The 16,316-nt window shown below is 61.8% G+C and carries 15 protein-coding genes; 3 read left to right on the plus strand and 12 right to left on the minus strand.

What is annotated here, in order from left to right:
• Positions 1-88 precede the first annotated feature (88 nt).
• Entirely contained in the window at positions 89-913 is an 825-nt protein-coding gene (gene mazG, locus NKH83_RS19575; RefSeq protein ID WP_352478835.1) for a nucleoside triphosphate pyrophosphohydrolase, read from the plus strand.
• A 5-nt stretch (positions 914-918) separates the two neighbouring features.
• On the opposite strand, the gene hflX is transcribed toward mazG, so the two are convergent.
• The 8 genes from hflX to dusB all read right to left on the minus strand — a co-directional run bounded on the left by hflX (position 919) and on the right by dusB (position 11,045).
• Positions 919-2,310: a GTPase HflX gene (hflX, locus tag NKH83_RS19580; protein WP_352478834.1), complete on the minus strand. Its 1,392-nt coding sequence runs from the start codon at positions 2,308-2,310 to the stop codon at positions 919-921.
• A complete protein-coding gene (gene hfq, locus NKH83_RS19585) occupies positions 2,311-2,556 on the minus strand; it encodes an RNA chaperone Hfq (protein ID WP_352806788.1) in 246 nt (81 codons plus the stop codon).
• Between the two features lie 145 nt (positions 2,557-2,701).
• Positions 2,702-3,565, minus strand: coding sequence for a D-amino-acid transaminase (locus tag NKH83_RS19590; RefSeq protein WP_352478833.1), 864 nt, complete (start codon positions 3,563-3,565; stop codon positions 2,702-2,704).
• Positions 3,566-3,655: 90 nt separating this feature from the next.
• Entirely contained in the window at positions 3,656-5,017 is a 1,362-nt protein-coding gene (ntrX, locus tag NKH83_RS19595; RefSeq protein WP_254817201.1) for a nitrogen assimilation response regulator NtrX, read from the minus strand.
• Entirely contained in the window at positions 5,007-7,292 is a 2,286-nt protein-coding gene (locus tag NKH83_RS19600) for a sensor histidine kinase NtrY-like (RefSeq protein ID WP_352806792.1), read from the minus strand. Before NKH83_RS19600 ends, ntrX begins: the two co-directional genes overlap by 11 nt.
• A 128-nt stretch (positions 7,293-7,420) precedes the next feature.
• Positions 7,421-8,881, minus strand: a complete 1,461-nt coding sequence (gene ntrC, locus NKH83_RS19605) for a nitrogen regulation protein NR(I) (RefSeq protein WP_254817199.1) — start codon at positions 8,879-8,881, stop codon at positions 7,421-7,423.
• Complete coding sequence (locus NKH83_RS19610; RefSeq protein WP_023675075.1) at positions 8,878-10,020, minus strand: two-component system sensor histidine kinase NtrB; 1,143 nt, start codon at positions 10,018-10,020, stop codon at positions 8,878-8,880. Before NKH83_RS19610 ends, ntrC begins: the two co-directional genes overlap by 4 nt.
• Entirely contained in the window at positions 10,017-11,045 is a 1,029-nt protein-coding gene (dusB, locus tag NKH83_RS19615) for a tRNA dihydrouridine synthase DusB (RefSeq protein ID WP_352478831.1), read from the minus strand. Before dusB ends, NKH83_RS19610 begins: the two co-directional genes overlap by 4 nt.
• Before the next feature lie 181 nt (positions 11,046-11,226).
• Here dusB and NKH83_RS19620 point away from each other — a divergent pair, with 181 nt between their 5' ends.
• Entirely contained in the window at positions 11,227-12,447 is a 1,221-nt protein-coding gene (locus NKH83_RS19620) for a bifunctional 2-C-methyl-D-erythritol 4-phosphate cytidylyltransferase/2-C-methyl-D-erythritol 2,4-cyclodiphosphate synthase (protein WP_352478830.1), read from the plus strand.
• Entirely contained in the window at positions 12,444-12,953 is a 510-nt protein-coding gene (locus NKH83_RS19625; RefSeq protein ID WP_352645786.1) for a CinA family protein, read from the plus strand. Before NKH83_RS19620 ends, NKH83_RS19625 begins: the two co-directional genes overlap by 4 nt.
• Here NKH83_RS19625 and NKH83_RS19630 read toward each other — a convergent pair.
• The 4 genes from NKH83_RS19630 to lpdA form a co-directional block, all read right to left on the minus strand.
• The gene (locus tag NKH83_RS19630; RefSeq protein WP_352478828.1) at positions 12,929-13,390 is read right to left on the minus strand and encodes a type II toxin-antitoxin system RatA family toxin; all 462 of its coding nucleotides are present in this window, start codon (positions 13,388-13,390) and stop codon (positions 12,929-12,931) included. The two genes, NKH83_RS19625 and NKH83_RS19630, sit on opposite strands and share 25 nt — an antisense overlap.
• A 12-nt stretch (positions 13,391-13,402) precedes the next feature.
• Positions 13,403-14,368, minus strand: a complete 966-nt coding sequence (gene lipA / locus NKH83_RS19635) for a lipoyl synthase (protein ID WP_352478827.1) — start codon at positions 14,366-14,368, stop codon at positions 13,403-13,405.
• A gap of 137 nt (positions 14,369-14,505) precedes the next feature.
• Entirely contained in the window at positions 14,506-14,763 is a 258-nt protein-coding gene (locus tag NKH83_RS19640) for a GlsB/YeaQ/YmgE family stress response membrane protein (RefSeq protein WP_023675081.1), read from the minus strand.
• A 98-nt stretch (positions 14,764-14,861) separates the two neighbouring features.
• Entirely contained in the window at positions 14,862-16,307 is a 1,446-nt protein-coding gene (gene lpdA / locus NKH83_RS19645) for a dihydrolipoyl dehydrogenase (protein ID WP_352478826.1), read from the minus strand.
• Positions 16,308-16,316: the final 9 nt, after the last annotated feature.

Below are 16,316 nucleotides of genomic sequence, written 5' to 3' on the forward strand. Positions count from 1 at the left end.
CATGGTCTGGCGGCCCATCTGTGGACAAGGCGCCCTCACCGGCTGAAGCCGTTGGCCGCACAGCCGTGTACAGGATAGCGTTTCCCAGATGAAACCCTCGAAAGACATTTCCCGGCTGATCGAGATCATGGCAGCGCTGCGGGCGCCGGAAACCGGTTGCCCGTGGGATATCGAGCAGGACTTTTCGACAATCGCGCCATACACGATCGAGGAAGCCTACGAAGTGGCGGACGCCATTGCGCGCGGCGACCTCGACGATCTGCGGGAAGAACTCGGCGATCTCCTTCTGCAAGTGATCTACCACGCGCAAATGGCCGAGGAGGCCGGCGAATTTTCATTCGGCGATGTGGTCCAGGCCATCACCACAAAAATGATCCGCCGCCATCCCCATGTCTTCGGCGACGACAAGGCGCGCAGCGCCGGCATGGCCAAGGGCATGTGGGAAAAGATCAAGGCAGAGGAAAAGGCGGAGAAGCGCAGTGCGCGCCTCACCCGTGGGCTCGACCCGGAAGACCATGGTAAGGGCTTTCTCGACAGCGTGCCGGTCGCGCTGCCCGCGCTGACCCGGGCGCTCAAGCTGCAGGAAAAGGCCGCCCGCGTCGGCTTCGACTGGAGCGAGGCGGCACCGATCCTCGAAAAGATAGAGGAGGAGATCGGCGAATTGCGCGAAGCGCTGGCCAAAGGCGACAGCGCGCCGATCAAGGATGAGTTCGGCGATATGCTGTTTGCGGTCGTCAATCTCGGCCGGCACCTCAAAATTGATTCCGAAGCGGCACTCAGCGGCACCAACGAAAAATTCCGATCGCGCTTCCACTATGTCGAGCGGACGCTGCAAGCGTCGGGAAACAGCCTCGAAGAAGCGACGCTGGACGAGATGGAAGCGCTCTGGCAGCAAGCGAAAAGCGCGAAGTAAGGCCCCTACCCGTTGTTTTGACGGCGCAATCGGCTTTCGATCTCCTGCCGGGCGCTGTGCGTGGCCTTGAGCGCGATGGTCACGCTGCCATCCTCATTGTCATCACGCAAGACGATGTCGCCGTTGCGGTAAAGCCAGTCGACGACGGCGAGTTGGTCGGGCTTGAGCGTGACGGTGAACGTCTCCAGTTCGCCCGACATCATCGTCTCGATGATCGCCTTCAGCGCTTCGATGCCCTCGCCGGTCACCGCCGATATGGCGATTGGCGGTGCCTTCTTGCCGTCAGCACCATCAGCAAGCAGCCGCGCCCGGTTGCCCTCGTCGAGCCGGTCGATCTTGTTCCATACTTCGATGACGCGCTTGCTATCGCGGGCATCGACGCCGAGATCGGCAAGGATGCGCTCGACATCTTCGGCTTGCGCGGCCGTATCGGGATCGGAGATGTCGCGCAGATGAATGACGAGGTCTGCCTCGACCACTTCCTCCAGCGTCGCCCTGAAGGCCGCGACCAGATGCGTTGGCAGGTCGGAAATGAAGCCGACCGTATCGGAAAGGATGATCGGCGTACCGTGCGGCAGGCGCACGCGGCGCAGCGTCGGGTCGAGCGTGGCAAACAGCATGTCTTCGGCCAACACCCCTGCTCCGGTCAGCCTGTTGAACAGCGTCGACTTGCCGGCATTGGTGTAGCCGACGATCGCCACCACCGGAAATGGCACCTTCTTGCGCTTGGCGCGGTGCAGGTCGCGGGTGCGGCGCACGGTTTCGAGCTCGTGCTTCAGCTTGGTGATCTTGTCCTGCAGCACACGCCGATCCGACTCGATCTGGGTCTCGCCAGGACCGCCGAGAAAGCCGGCGCCGCCGCGCTGGCGCTCGAGGTGGGTCCAGCTTCGGACAAGGCGGCCCTTCTGGTAGTTGAGATGGGCAAGGTCGACCTGCAGCGTGCCTTCCTTGGTGCGGGCGCGCTCGCCGAAAATCTCCAGGATCAGCCCGGTGCGGTCGAGCACCTTGGCGTTCAACTCTTTTTCGAGGTTGCGCTGCTGTACCGGGGTCAGCGGATGATCGACAATGACCACTTCCGCGTGGCCCTCTTTGACGATCTCGGCGAACTCCGCGACCTTGCCGCTGCCGAGCAGGGTCGCCGGACGTGGATCATTGACGGTCAACACCGCCGTGTGGACCAAGTCAAGGTCGATGGCGCTGGCGAGGCCGACCGCCTCGTCGCGACGGGCCTCGGCGGAACGGGTCAGGCGCGGACGATTGGTATCGTCGTCGCCACGCGGCTGCCGGGTAAGCACCGGCACGATGACCACCGCCCGGGTCCGACCGTTGGCCTCTGTCCCGGTCTGATGTGCTGGTTTTCCGCGAACGCTGCGGTCCGCGTCTTTCTCATGTGCCAATCAGGCGCCCTGCCTTTCCTCACCATCGAACATCTGAACCGGCTGGCTCGGCATGATCGTGGAAATAGCGTGCTTGTAGACAAGCTGGGAATGGCCGTCGCGACGCAGCAGAACACAGAAATTATCGAACGAAGTGACCACGCCGGTCAGCTTCACGCCGTTGATGAGAAAGATGGTGAGTGGGTTTTTGCTCTTGCGAACTGAATTCAGGAACAGGTCCTGGAGATTTTGCGATCGTTCCGCCATTGTTCTTGTCTTTCGCCGATCCCCTTCGGTTTGCAGGCCAATGCGCCAAATTAGCCGGCACATGTCAAGCACGCAAACACCATCTTGCCGTCAGTAACGACAAGCAGAACGAGATATATTGATGTTCATTCCATCTGTGCGGTTATCAGGCTGGACTTTTTTCCGCAACGTCAAAAAAGGCCTGCCGTAATGAAACTGTTATCGAGCCCGGGTGGCCGTTGGCGACGGGAGCGCCATCGATCGCCACCACCGGCATGGCAATCGTGGTTGCAGAGCTGATGAAAACCTCGCGCGCGGCCTTGGCTTCGGCAACCGAAAAGCCGCGCTCCTCAATCTTCAGGCCGAGCTTGGCGGCGACATCGAACAGCGTCGTGCGGGTGATGCCGCGCAGGATGCCGTGCTCGGCGGGCCGTGTCACCAGCACGCCGTCCCTGGTGATGATCCACGCGTTCGACGATCCACCTTCCTTGACGGTACCGTCAACATCAACGAACCAGGCCTCCTGAGCGCCGGCTTCCTTGGCTTTCTGCTTGGCCAGCACGTTCGGCAGCAGCCCGACCGACTTGATATCGACCCGATCCCATCGGTTCTCCGGCACCGTGATGACCCGGATCCCGCTCTCGGCCCGCTTCGCGGCAACTGCAGGATCGGCTTTTTTCGCGATCACCACCAGCGACGGCTTCGTGCCCGCCGGCGGGAAGAAAAACTCGCGGCTGGCGACGCCGCGTGTCACCTGGACGTAGACCAGACCGTCGACGACATGGTTGCGGCGCACCACCTCGCGCATGACGAGCGGCAGCACGCCGCGCGTGATCGGCCAATCGATCGAGAGTTCGGTAAGTGAGCGGTTCAATCGAGCGAGATGGCGCGACATGTCGACGATGAAGCCTCGTGCCACCTCGCAGACCTCGTAGACGCCATCGGCGAATTGATAGCCACGGTCTTCGATATGCACGGAAGCTTCGGCGTGAGCGACATAGCGCCCGTTAACATAGGCAATGCGCGGCATGGCAAATCCCTGGAAGAAGTCCCAGCTTTCTTATGCGATTCCAAGGACCGCAGTAACCGATAATTGCGTGGGCCACGACTGGTTTGGCTGTCAGACGCCCAGCGACTTCAGCTTGCGGTGCAATGCAGAGCGTTCCATGCCGATAAACTCTGCCGTCTTCGAGATGTTGCCGCCAAAACGGTTGATCTGGGCGATCAGATAATCCTTTTCGAATTGTTCGCGTGCTTCACGCAGCGGCAGCGCCATTATGTGCTGATCGGACTTGTTTGGAGTGCGCGGCATGACGTCGCCGATCTCGGCAGGCAAAAGGTCGGCGGTGATCGGCGCATCGACATCGTCGCCACGCGCCAGGATCATCAGACGCTCGACATTGTTTCGCAACTGCCGAACGTTGCCCGGCCAGTTGTGCGCCTGCAGCACCGCCAGCGCGTCGTCGCCGATGCGACGCGGCTTGATGCCGGCCTGGCGAGCGATCTGCTTCATGAAATTGTCGACCAGATAAGGAATGTCCTCGCGACGCTCGGCCAGTCCCGGCACCATGACCGGAACCACGGCCAGGCGATGATAAAGGTCCTCACGGAAACGGCCGTCGGCGATCATGGCTTCGAGGTTCTGCGAGGTCGACGAGATGATGCGCACGTCGACCTTGACCCGCTTGGTGCCCCCTACCCGCTCGAACTGCTGTTCGACCAGCACGCGCAGGATCTTGTTTTGCGTCTCGCGCGGCATGTCGGCCACTTCATCGATGTAGAGAATGCCGCGATGGGCTTCCTCCAGCGCGCCGACCTTGCGTTCGACGCCGTTCGATTCGGTGCCGAACAGCTCGATCTCCATACGCTCAGGCGTGATGTTGGCGGCGCTCAGCGTCACAAAAGGTGCACTCTTGCGCGCCGACAATGCGTGGATGGCGCGCGCCGCCAGTTCCTTGCCCGAGCCGGAGGGGCCGATAATCATGACGCGGCTGTTGGTCGGCGCGACGCGCTCGATGGTCTGGCGCAATTGGCTCATTGCCGACGACATGCCGATGAGGTCGAAAGTCTCGCCGCTGCGCAACTTGAGATCCGAAACCTCGCGTCTCAATTTGGACGTTTCAAGCGCCCGTTCGGCAATAAGGATCAGCCTGTCGGCCTTGAACGGCTTTTCAATAAAATCATAGGCGCCGCGGCGGATGGCCGAGACCGCCGTTTCGATATTGCCGTGGCCCGAGATCATCACCACCGGCAGGTTCGGGTGCATCGTCTTGATCTCGTCCAGCAAAGCGAGGCCATCGAGCCGCGAACCCTGCAGCCAGATGTCGAGGAAGATCAGCCGGGGTGCTCGGTCGGCGACCGCCGCCAGCGCGCTGTCGGCGTCAAACGCCGTGCGTGTTTCGTGACCTTCGTCGCTCAGGATACCGGCGACGAGTTCGCGGATGTCTTCCTCGTCATCGACGATGAGAATATCAGACGCCATTACCGACCTTTTCAGTTTCTTTTTCGTGTTCCGTCTTGCCCTCGCCGCGTATCGGAACTGTGGCGGCAACCGGCAGGATGATGCTGATCATTGCACCCCGCCCATCGTGGAAGTCCGCTGGTGCATCGTGCAATTCGAGTCGCCCGCCATGGTCCTCCACGATCTTCTTGACGATAGCGAGGCCAAGCCCGGTGCCTTTCTCGCGTGTCGTCATGTAAGGCTCGAGCAAGCGCTGCCGGTTTTCGCGCGGCAAGCCCCTGCCGTTGTCGATGACGTCGATTCGAATCGCGCCATTCTGACGCCCGGCTTGAATCCGGATTATGCCGTGCGGACGATCCTCTGCATCAAGTCCGTCGATGGCTTCGGCAGCATTCTTGATGACGTTGCCGAACGCCTGCGCCATCAGGCGGCTGTCGAACGTGCCTTTGAGCGGCTCATTGCCGAAGACGCGCTCGAAGGTGATGTCGGCGCGGCTTACTTCGACCAGGAACGAGGCCTCGCGCAACGAATCGCGCAGATCGGTTGCCTTCATTTCCGGTTTCGGCATGCGGGCGAACGCCGAGAACTCGTCGACCATGCGGCCGATGTCCTCCACTTGCCGGATGATGGTGTCGGTGCATTGATCGAAAACCTCACGGTCCTCGGTGATGACCTTGCCGTAACGGCGCTTGATGCGCTCGGCCGAAAGCTGGATCGGCGTCAGCGGGTTCTTGATCTCGTGGGCGATGCGCCGCGCCACGTCGGCCCATGCAGAGGAACGCTGTGCCTGGACCAGATCGGTAATGTCGTCGACTGTCACGACGTAGGACTTATCCTCCGAACCGTCGTCGCCGGCTTCAATCGTGATCTGCACGTTGAAGGTCCGTTCGGTGCCGGCACGATAGAAGGTAACCTGTTCGCGATAGACCGGCTTGCCCGATTTGCGGCCGATCTCGAAGACGCGGCCGACATGCGGCAGCACCGCGGAAAGGTTCTGCCCAAGCGCTGCCGGCGCGGATATGGCCAGCATCGTTTCGGCCGAACGGTTGACGATGGTGACGATGCCATATGGATCGACGCCGATGACCCCGGCGGTGACGCCGGCAAGCACCGCCTCCGAAAAGCGCCGCCGCTCGTCGATCAAATCCTTGGCCGACAGGATCTCGTTGCGCTGCGATTTCAGCTCCATCAGCATCTTGTTGAAGGTGTCGCCGAGCGAGGCGACGTCACCGTCGGAGGGGCGGACAGGCACGGCTACGTCGAGATTGCCGGTAGCGACCTCGTCGGCCGCGCCGATGAGCTGACGAATCGGCCGCACCAGGCGGTCGGCCACCGCAATGCCGGTCCAGATGGCGGACAGGATAATGATCAGTGTCAACGACAGATAGGGAAGCGCGAAAGCCACTTGCGAGGTGCGGCGATTGTCTTCGAGACCGCGATATTCGGCTGTGTTGGATTTGACGATCTGCCGCGCCTTGATCACCTCGGGATCGACGAGGCGGATGGTGTAGAGATAGAGGCCGTCGATCTCGCGCAGCTTGACGATGGCACCCATGATGTTGCGGGTGCGCGGTTCTATCAGCACCGGCTTGCCGTCTGCAGCGCTTGCCACGGCGCCCTCAGGCGGCTCTGGCATGGCAAAGTCCGCGTCGGTCTTGGCGCTCATGACGAAGGAACCATCGGGCTTGATGAGTGCTGCGTGCGCCAGCGAGCGACCCACCGCCTCCTTGTTCATGAGGTCGAGGAAACCGGTACGATCGAGGCCATAAAGCGTGCGCGAAGCGTCGAGGTCGTAAGCCATCGACAACGTTGTGCCCTGAAGATTTCGCGCGTTTTCCTGCACATAGGCGTCAGCGATCGACAACGACGAATTGACGATCGTCTTGGTGCGGATCTCGAACCAGCGGTCGAGGCCGATGTCGAGCGTGATCGACGCGATGATCGCCACCATGATGGCGGGGATGGCGGCGACCAGCGCAAACATCGCCACGATGCGCACATGCAGGCGCGACGCAGCCTTGCCATGCCGTCGTGCCATCAGGATGCGGTGCACCTCGCGGCCGACCAGCAAAATCAGAAACAGGACGAACGCCGCATTAAGCGCAATCAGCGCCAGCGTCGTCCTCGCGTCGGGCGTGATCGGCGTCGCGCCGACCAGAATGGCGAAGGAGATCGCCGCCGTCACCAGCGCACCGGCAATGGCGATCACGCCCGGCAGCGCAAGCAGCCGGCGACCGTCTCGCGCGCCCGTATTGCTGAAAAGCGATTTGCTCAGTGTCGGTGCGTGCAGGGCCATGTCGCCGTCTAGAGCCAGTGATTACGTCGGATGTATGCAACGCATTGTGGCGATTATGCAACAAGTGTGGCCGAGACGGAAATCTTTCGGCAATCGATCCCCTGGAAAGCGCTCGTAAAGGGATTCGTCTAGACCTGCCTGGACGATTTGTAGACGTTGACGCCGAGTTCGCGAATCTTCTTGCGCAGCGTGTTGCGGTTGAGCCCCAGCAATTCGGCAGCCTTGATCTGGTTACCGCGCGTTGCGGTCATCGAGGCGAGGACCAGCGGATATTCGACCTCGGAGAGGATTCGCTGATAGAGCCCGGCCGGGGGCAGGTCGCCGGCAAACGAGGCAAAATAGCGTTGCAGGAAATGCTCCACCGCCTGGCCGATGGAAAGGTCATCGGGAATGAGGTTGCCGCCACCTGGAACGACAGGCCTTTCGCCGGTCTTCAACTCCGCCTCAATGATCTCGGCGGAAATCTCGTCCTGCGAATACAGTGCGGCCAGCCTGCGGATGAGGTTTTCGAGTTCGCGCACATTACCGGGCCATGGGTAGCGCTTCATCAGCTCGATGCCGCCGGTGGAAATGCGCTTGGTCTGCAAGCCTTCACTGACGCCGAGCTTGAAGAAGTGGCGGACGAGGTCCGGAATGTCCTCCGACCGCTCGCGCAGCGCCGGCAGCCTGAGCGGCACAACATTCAAGCGGTAGAACAGGTCCTCGCGGAAAAGCCCCTGATTGATCAGTGTGCGCAGGTCCTTGTTGGTGGCAGCGACGATGCGCACGTCGGTCTTGATCGGCGTGCGGCCGCCGACCGTGGTGTATTCGCCCTGCTGCAACACACGCAGCAGCCGCGTCTGCGCTTCCATCGGCATATCACCGATCTCGTCGAGGAAGAGCGTGCCGCCTTCGGCCTGCTCGAAACGGCCGGTGGAGCGATTCTGCGCGCCGGTAAAGGCGCCCTTCTCGTGCCCGAACAACTCCGATTCGATCAGGTCGCGCGGGATCGCCGCCATGTTGATAGCGACGAACGGACCGCCTCGGCGGCGGCCGTACTCATGCAGCGCGCGCGCCACCAGTTCCTTGCCGGTACCCGACTCGCCGCTGATCATGACCGTCAGGTCGGTCTGCATCATGCGCGCTAGCATGCGGTATATGTCCTGCATGGCCGCCGAGCGGCCGACCAGCGGCATCGTTTCCGGCGGCTCGTCGGCTCGCGTATCGATCTTCGGCCGCCGCGGCTCGGAAAGAGCGCGGTTGACGATGTTGAGCAGCTCGGTCAGGTCGAACGGTTTCGGCAGATACTCGTAGGCCCCGGTTTCGGAGGCACGGATCGCGGTCATGAACGTGTTCTGCGCACTCATGACGATGACCGGCAGTTCCGGTCGCGCCTTCTTGATGCGCGGCAGCATGTCGAAGGCGTTCTCGTCAGGCATGACGACGTCGGTGATTACGAGATCGCCCTCGCCCGCCGCCACCCAGCGCCACAGCGTCGAGGCGTTGGAGGTGACGCGCACGTCATGGCCGACGCGCGAAAGCGCCTGATTGAGGACAGTGCGGATGGCCGCATCGTCGTCGGCGACGAGAATATTGCCGCGAACGGTCATTTGCGGTCTCCTTCACCGTCGTCGTCGGTGCCAAACTGGGTTTCTTTCCACGCCGGCATCAGGATGCGGAAAGTGGTGCCGCGCGGGGTCGATTCGCATTCAATGATGCCGCCATGCTCGCCGACGATCTTTGCGACCAGCGCCAGACCGAGACCGGAGCCGTTCGGCTTGGTAGTGATGAAAGGATCGAATAGGATCGGCAGGATGTCTTCGGAAACACCCGAACCGTTGTCACGCACGCAGAATTCCAATGGCAGCGATACGCGGTCCTGGGTCCCGGGTACGGAAACACGGATGCCCGGACGGAAGGCGGTCGATAGCATGATCTCGCCCTGCGGATCACTGCCGATCGCCTCGGCGGCATTTTTTACCAGATTGAGAAACACCTGGATGAGCTGGTCGCGATTGGCAAAAACCGGAGGCAATGATGGATCATAGTCCTCCAATATCTTGATTCGCTTGGCAAAACCGTTCTTGGCGATTGCCTTGACATGGTCGAGCACGACATGGATGTTGACGGGGTAGCGGTCGATCGGCCGCTCGTCGGAAAACACCTCCATGCGGTCGACCAGCGAGACAATGCGGTCGGTCTCGTCGGTGATCAGCCTGGTCAGTGCGCGATCCTCGTCGGACGCCGACAGCTCTAGCAACTGCGCAGCACCACGAATGCCGGACAGCGGGTTCTTGATCTCATGGGCAAGCATCGCGGCGAGGCCGGTGACCGAGCGTGCCGCACCGCGATGCGTCATCTGCCGGTCGATCTTGTCGGCCATTGAGCGTTCCTGGAACATCACCACGACCGAGCCTGGAAATTCCGTCACTGGTGCGACGTAGAGGTCGACCACCTTCTCGATGCCGAGACGTGGCGACGACACGTCGACCCGGTATTCGTTGACCGGCGCCCGGCGCTCGCGCACCTGGTCGACAAGCGTCAGCAGCGGGCTGCCGAAAGGAATGAGCTTGTGCAGCGTGTTGCGGGCGAGCATCGTGGCGCTCGACCGGAAAAAATCCTCGGCATCGGCATTGGCGAAGGTGATGAAACCTTGCGGATCGACCATGATTACCGGCCGGCGAATGGTGTTGAGCACAATATGCGCGGCGTCCGCCATATCCGTGCTCTGTGTGACGGTGGCGTTCATGCCGCACTCCGCAGGTTCGCCGCTTCGGGAGCGGTTGAAAACATGTCGCGCAGCAACGCAATGACACGCCCAGGCTCGAAAGACGTGAGTATGGTCTTGCGCCGGTGGTCGCTTGTGCCGCCGGCGTGGCGGTCGAGATACCAGCCGAGATGCTTGCGCGCCTGGCGCACTCCGCTTTCCACGCCATAGAGCGCCAGCATGTCTTCGTAATGGGCAATGACGTAGTCGGCCAGCGCTTGCGGGCTTTCCGGCATGCTGGATACCGGCTCGGCCAGCGCGGCCGCTACAATGCTGCCGGCCGTCCACGGCGCGCCATAGTGCGCGCGGCCGACCATCACCGCGTCGGCGCCAGACTGCTCGAGGATCGACGCGGCCTCTGCCGGCGAGCCGACATCGCCATTGGCAACGACCGGGATCGAGACCGCCTGCTTGACGCGTGCGATGGCACGCCAGTCGGCCTTGCCCTGATAGAACTGGCAACGCGTGCGGCCGTGCACCGTCACCATCTTCACCCCGGCCTGCTCGGCGCGTCGCGCCAGCATCGGCGCGTTGAGCGCGCCTTCGTCCCACCCGAGCCGCATCTTGACCGTGACTGGCACCGCGATCGCGCCGACTACCGCTTCGATCAGCGACAACGCGTGGTCGAGGTCTCGCATCAGTGCCGAACCGGCATAGCCGCCCGTCACCTTTTTGGCCGGACAGCCCATGTTGATGTCGATGATGTCGGCGCCTTCGCCGACCGCGATTCGCGCGCCTTCGGCCATGTGCATTGCCTCGTGGCCGGCAAGCTGGACCATGTGGACAGGCAGCCCGGAATGACGGATGCGCAGGCCGGAACCAGCCCTGCCCTTTGCAAGCTCACCGCTCGCCACCATTTCCGATACGACCAGCCCGGCGCCATGCGCATGCGCGCGTTGCCGGAACGGTTCGTCGGTGATGCCCGACATGGGCGCGAGAAATACGCGATTGCGGATTCTCACGCCACCCACATCCAGCGGCGAAGCTAATTTGGTCACATCAGGCATGCACAAAAACCAAGCACCTTCGGTTGCTGCACATTCTCTAGCCAGAACGACGGCAATGTGCAACGCGCAATGTCGTGACATTAAGGCGCATTTGGGAAAAAAACGGATCGCCGCACCGCATCAATCCTGGGCCTTTCAAAAGCGATACCACTTTTCGGGATCATGCGTTAAGCGTCTCGGCATGAGAGATGTGAGCGAAAAGCAAGCTGCGGACGACAAGGTCGCCGTGGTCATCGTTGCTGCCGGCCGCGGCGCGCGCGCCGGACAGGTCAATGGGCCGAAGCAGTACCAGCAAATTGGCGGCGGCGCCGTTGTTGCACGCACGCTCGGTGCCTTTCTGACGCATCCGAAGATTGGACCTGTCGTCGTTGCTATTCATGCCGACGACGGCGCGCTTTTCCGCCGTGCGGCCGGTGCGAACGCCGACCGTGTCGTCGCTGTGACCGGCGGTACGTCACGGCAGGAGTCCGTCCGCCTTGGATTGCTGGCGTTGAGAAGCAATGCGCCGGGCCGGGTCCTGATCCATGATGCGGCCCGGCCGTTTGTCGATGCGGAACTGATAGACCGCACGATCGCCGCTATTGGCGAGCGCCAGGGGGCACTGCCTGCTTTGCCGGTTGCCGATACGCTCAAGCGCGAAACGGCAGAAGGCATGATCGGCGAAACCGTGTCCAGGGCCGGGCTGTATGCCGCACAGACACCGCAAGGCTTTCCGTTCTGGCCGATTCTGGCTGCGCACGAAAAGGCTCATCATCTGGGCAAAGCGGATTTCACCGACGATGCGGCAATCGCCGAATGGGCGCATATTCCGGTGAAGATCGTTCCCGGCTCGCCGGAGAACGTCAAACTGACCTGGGCACGGGATATTGCAATGGCGGATCAGCGGCTTTCTAGCGCCCCACGTTTTCCCGACATCCGAACGGGCAATGGCTATGACGTCCATGCGTTCGAGCCCGGCGACCATGTCACCCTGTGCGGCGTCGCCATTCCACACGACAGGAAATTGTCCGGCCATTCGGATGCCGATGTCGGTCTCCACGCCTTGACCGACGCCCTGCTCGCCACCTGCGGCGCCGGTGACATCGGCACGCATTTCCCGCCCTCCGACCCACAGTGGAAAGGGGCCGCTTCACGCATCTTCGTCGAACACGCGGCCAAGCTGGTGCGCGCGCGCGGCGGGCGCATCGCCAACGTCGATATCACCCTGATCTGCGAGGCGCCGCGCGTCGGCCCGCATCGCGAGGCCATGACCGAAACGCTTTCCGCAATCCTGCGAATTTCGCGCGATCGCATTTCGATCAAGGCGACAACCAATGAGAAGCTCGGCTTCGTCGGCCGTGAGGAAGGCATAGCGGCCATCGCGACCGCCAGCGTCGTGTTTCCAGGGGATGTCCCCGAGTGAGCAATAGCGATCTCGCAGATGCCCTGCTTCAGGCCTGCCAGCAGCGCGGCATCACGCTGGCGACGGCCGAGAGCTGCACCGGCGGCATGATCATCGCCGCCCTGACCGACATCGCCGGCTCTTCCGCGGTGGTCGATCGCGGCTTCATCACCTATTCCAACCAGGCCAAGACCGAGATGCTCGGCGTCTCGGCCGCTACGCTCGAGGCGCACGGCGCGGTCTCGCGCGAGACCGCGGTGGAGATGGCGGCCGGAGCCTTGGCCCATTCGCCGGCCGGGCTTGCGCTGGCGGTAACTGGCATCGCCGGTCCGGCCGGCGGCTCGGCGGAAAAACCTGTCGGCCTGGTCTGGTTCGGCGTTGCCCTGGCTGGCCGGCCGGTAGTCAGCGAATGCCAGCTGTTCGCCGACAAGGGCCGTGATTTCATCCGCCGGGAGACAGTCCGGCATGCGCTTGAGCTGGGTCTGCGCGCGCTCGCTGCGGATCAGGCTGCCGATGGCGCGCCGTAGATGATTTCGGCCCTTTTCTCGAACGCCTCGGAGAACATGCGGAAGGCGCGGTCGAACATGGTTCCCATCAACGCACCCAAAATGCGGCTCTTGAACTCGTAGTCGATAAAGAAGCAGACGTTGCAACCGCTGCCGTTCGCCGGGTCGAAGCGCCAGACATTGCTCAGATATTTGAAAGGGCCGTCAATGTATTTGACATCGATGGCGTTCTCATCCGGATTCAGCAGCACCTGCGTGGTAAAGGTCTCGCGGATCGCCTTGTAGCCGATGCTCATGTCGGCGATGAGCAAGGTGCGTCCGTCGCGTTCCTTGCGTGAGCGAACCGTCAGTGCCTCGCAAAGCGGCAGGAATTGCGGATAGGATTCGACATCGGCGACCAGAGCGAACATCTGATCCGGCGTATGCGCGACGCGGCGATGGGCTTCGAATTGTGGCATGAAACCAGTTTGTTAGGCGGACTTCCTGAGAAACGCTTCACGCGCCGCGCGTAGTCTGGCGAAATCGTCGCCGGCATGGTGCGACGAGCGCGTCAGCGGGCTCGACGCCACCAGCAGGAAGCCCTTGGTCCTGCCGATCGTCTCGAAGGACTTGAATTCCTCAGGCGTGACGAAGCGGATCACCGGATGGTGTTTCTTCGACGGCTGCAGATATTGGCCGATGGTCATGAAGTCGACATTGGCCGAACGCAGGTCGTCCATCAGTTGCAGGATTTCGTTCCGCTCCTCGCCAAGGCCAACCATGATGCCAGACTTGGTGAAGATCGAGGGGTCAAGCTCCTTGACCCGCTGCAAGAGCCTGATCGAGTGGAAATAGCGCGCGCCCGGCCGAACCGTCAGATAGTTAGACGGCACGGTCTCGAGATTATGGTTGAAAACATCCGGCTTGGCCGCCACGACGATCTCCAGCGCACCGTCCTTGCGCAGGAAATCGGGCGTCAGGATTTCGATCGTCGTCAACGGGGTTGCTGCCCTGATCGCACGGATGACATCGGCAAAATGCTGGGCCCCGCCATCCGCGAGATCGTCGCGATCGACGGAGGTGATGACGACATGGCTCAAGCCCATCTGCTTGACCGCATGCGCGACACGCGCCGGCTCGTCGGGATCGAGTGCGGTCGGGATGCCGGTGGCGACATTGCAAAAGGCGCAGGCCCGCGTGCAGATCTCGCCCATGATCATGAAGGTGGCGTGCTTCTTCTCCCAGCACTCGCCGATATTGGGGCAGCCCGCCTCTTCGCAAACCGTCACTAGCTTGTGAGACTTCACGATTTCGCGCGTCTCGGCATAGCCTTTCGACATCGGCGCCTTGACGCGGATCCAGTCGGGCTTGCGCAGTACGTCCTGATCCGGCTTGTGCGCCTTTTCGGGATGCCGCAGGCGCGGCGCATTGGCAATCGTGTCGAGGACGGTGACCATGTGAAACCCGGCTCATTGGCAAGCGCTTGTCCAGCGCTCGCTCTACCCACGTCATCTAGGACTTTTCGGCGAAAAGAAAAAGGCCGCGATCACGCATGCCGCGGTGGCCTTTTTCGCATAGCAAGTGCCGACAGAGGTTAGCGGCGCACCAGTCGTCCGACCGCAATCAGAATGCAGGCGCCGATGAAGCCGGTGATCAGATAGGCGATCCAGCCGACGCCGAAGATGCCGATGTTCAGGGCCTGCAAGATGGCATTCAACACGATTGCGCCGACAATGCCGAGAACGATGTTCATGAGGATGCCGGTATTGCTCTTCATGACCATCTCGGCGAGCCATCCCGCCAGGCCACCGATGATGATGGCTGCTACCCAGCCCACGCCGTTCATTTCCATATGCCCTCTCCTTGTATGATGGATGATGCCTGCGAAACGAATTGCTCTGCCGTCGAGTTCCTTTGTGTCTTCCCTGTGAGACTCGCCCAACTAATTTATCATGCATTCAGTGCGCGACCATAGGCGTCGAGTACACTCTCCTTCATCATCTCTGACAGCGTCGGGTGCGGGAAGATCGTGTGCATCAGCTCTTCCTCGGTGGTCTCCAGATTCATCGCCACGACGAAGCCCTGGATCAGTTCGGTTACTTCTGCGCCGACCATGTGGGCACCCAGCAACTGGCCGGTCTTCTTGTCGAAAATGGTCTTGACGAAGCCTTGGTCCTCGCCGAGCGCAATCGCTTTGCCGTTTGCCGCGAACTGAAAGCGGCCGACACGGATGTCCTTTCCGTCGGCTTTCGCTTTGGCTTCTGTCAGTCCGACCGAGGCGACTTGCGGATTGCAATAGGTGCAGCCCGGGATCTTCAGCTTGTCGGTGGCATGCACGCCGGGGAAATTGGCGATCTTTTCCACACAGACCACGCCCTCATGCTCGGCCTTGTGGGCGAGCATCGGCGGTCCGGCAACGTCGCCGATGGCGTAGATGCCCGGCACGTTGGTCTTGCCGTAGCCGTCGACGACGACGCAACCGCGGTCGGTCTTCACGCCGATCGTCTCGAGGCCGAGGTTTTCGATATTACCCTGTACGCCGACGGCCGAGATCAGACGATCGGCGGTGATCTTCTCGACCTTGCCGTCCTTCATCTCGACATGCGCGGTGACCGAACTGGCGCCCTTCTCGACCTTGGTTACCTTGGCTTCGAGGATGATCTTCATGCCCTGCTTCTCGAACTGCTTTTGCGCAAACTTCGACACTTCGGCGTCCTCGACCGGCATCACGGCTGGCAGCAGTTCGACCACCGTCACCTCGGCGCCCATGGTGCGGTAGAACGAGGCGAACTCGATGCCGATGGCGCCCGAGCCCATCACCAGCAGCGATTTTGGCATCTCTTTCGGCACCATCGCCTCGAAATAGGTCCAGATCAACTTGCCGTCAGGCTCGATGCCGGGCAGCGCGCGCGGCCTGGCGCCGGTCGCCAGAATGATGTGCTTGGCGCTATAGGTGCCCTCGCCCTTGACGCCCTTCGGCGCCGGCGGCTGCGGCTCCATCGGCTTCTTCGACGATTTCGACACGACGATCTCGCCAGGTTTGGTCAGTTTGGCTTCGCCCCAGATGACGTCGACCTTGTTCTTCTTCATCAGGAAACCGACGCCGCCGTTGAGCCGCAGCGAGACCTTTCGTGACCGATCGACGACGGCGGCTGTGTCGACGCTGACCTTGCCATCGTTCTTCAGGCCGTAGTCCTTCAGATGATCCGAATAGTGCATGATCTCGGCGGAGCGCAGCAGCGCTTTGGTTGGAATGCAGCCCCAGTTGAGGCAGATGCCACCCAAGTGCTCGCGCTCGACGATCGCCGTCTTGAAGCCAAGCTGCGCCGAACGCACTGCAGTGACATAGCCGCCGGGGCCGGAGCCGATGATGATGACGTCGTAGTTCTCAGCCACGGCTTTCTC

Origin of the sequence: Mesorhizobium sp. M0909 (assembly GCF_040319515.1) — a bacterium.
In the GTDB taxonomy this organism is placed as follows: domain Bacteria; phylum Pseudomonadota; class Alphaproteobacteria; order Rhizobiales; family Rhizobiaceae; genus Mesorhizobium.

What these genes read in the sequence shown, in the direction of transcription:
- mazG (WP_352478835.1), top strand. Translation starts at nt 89, where the DNA reads ATGAAACCCTCGAAAGACATTTCCCGGCTGATCGAGATCATGGCAGCG.
- hfq (WP_352806788.1), bottom strand. Translation starts at nt 2,556, where the DNA reads ATGGCGGAACGATCGCAAAATCTCCAGGACCTGTTCCTGAATTCAGTT.
- NKH83_RS19590 (WP_352478833.1), bottom strand. Translation starts at nt 3,565, where the DNA reads ATGCCGCGCATTGCCTATGTTAACGGGCGCTATGTCGCTCACGCCGAA.
- ntrX (WP_254817201.1), bottom strand. Translation starts at nt 5,017, where the DNA reads ATGGCGTCTGATATTCTCATCGTCGATGACGAGGAAGACATCCGCGAA.
- NKH83_RS19600 (WP_352806792.1), bottom strand. Translation starts at nt 7,292, where the DNA reads ATGGCCCTGCACGCACCGACACTGAGCAAATCGCTTTTCAGCAATACG.
- ntrC (WP_254817199.1), bottom strand. Translation starts at nt 8,881, where the DNA reads ATGACCGTTCGCGGCAATATTCTCGTCGCCGACGACGATGCGGCCATC.
- NKH83_RS19610 (WP_023675075.1), bottom strand. Translation starts at nt 10,020, where the DNA reads ATGAACGCCACCGTCACACAGAGCACGGATATGGCGGACGCCGCGCAT.
- dusB (WP_352478831.1), bottom strand. Translation starts at nt 11,045, where the DNA reads ATGCCTGATGTGACCAAATTAGCTTCGCCGCTGGATGTGGGTGGCGTG.
- NKH83_RS19620 (WP_352478830.1), top strand. Translation starts at nt 11,227, where the DNA reads ATGAGAGATGTGAGCGAAAAGCAAGCTGCGGACGACAAGGTCGCCGTG.
- NKH83_RS19630 (WP_352478828.1), bottom strand. Translation starts at nt 13,390, where the DNA reads ATGCCACAATTCGAAGCCCATCGCCGCGTCGCGCATACGCCGGATCAG.
- lipA (WP_352478827.1), bottom strand. Translation starts at nt 14,368, where the DNA reads ATGGTCACCGTCCTCGACACGATTGCCAATGCGCCGCGCCTGCGGCAT.
- NKH83_RS19640 (WP_023675081.1), bottom strand. Translation starts at nt 14,763, where the DNA reads ATGGAAATGAACGGCGTGGGCTGGGTAGCAGCCATCATCATCGGTGGC.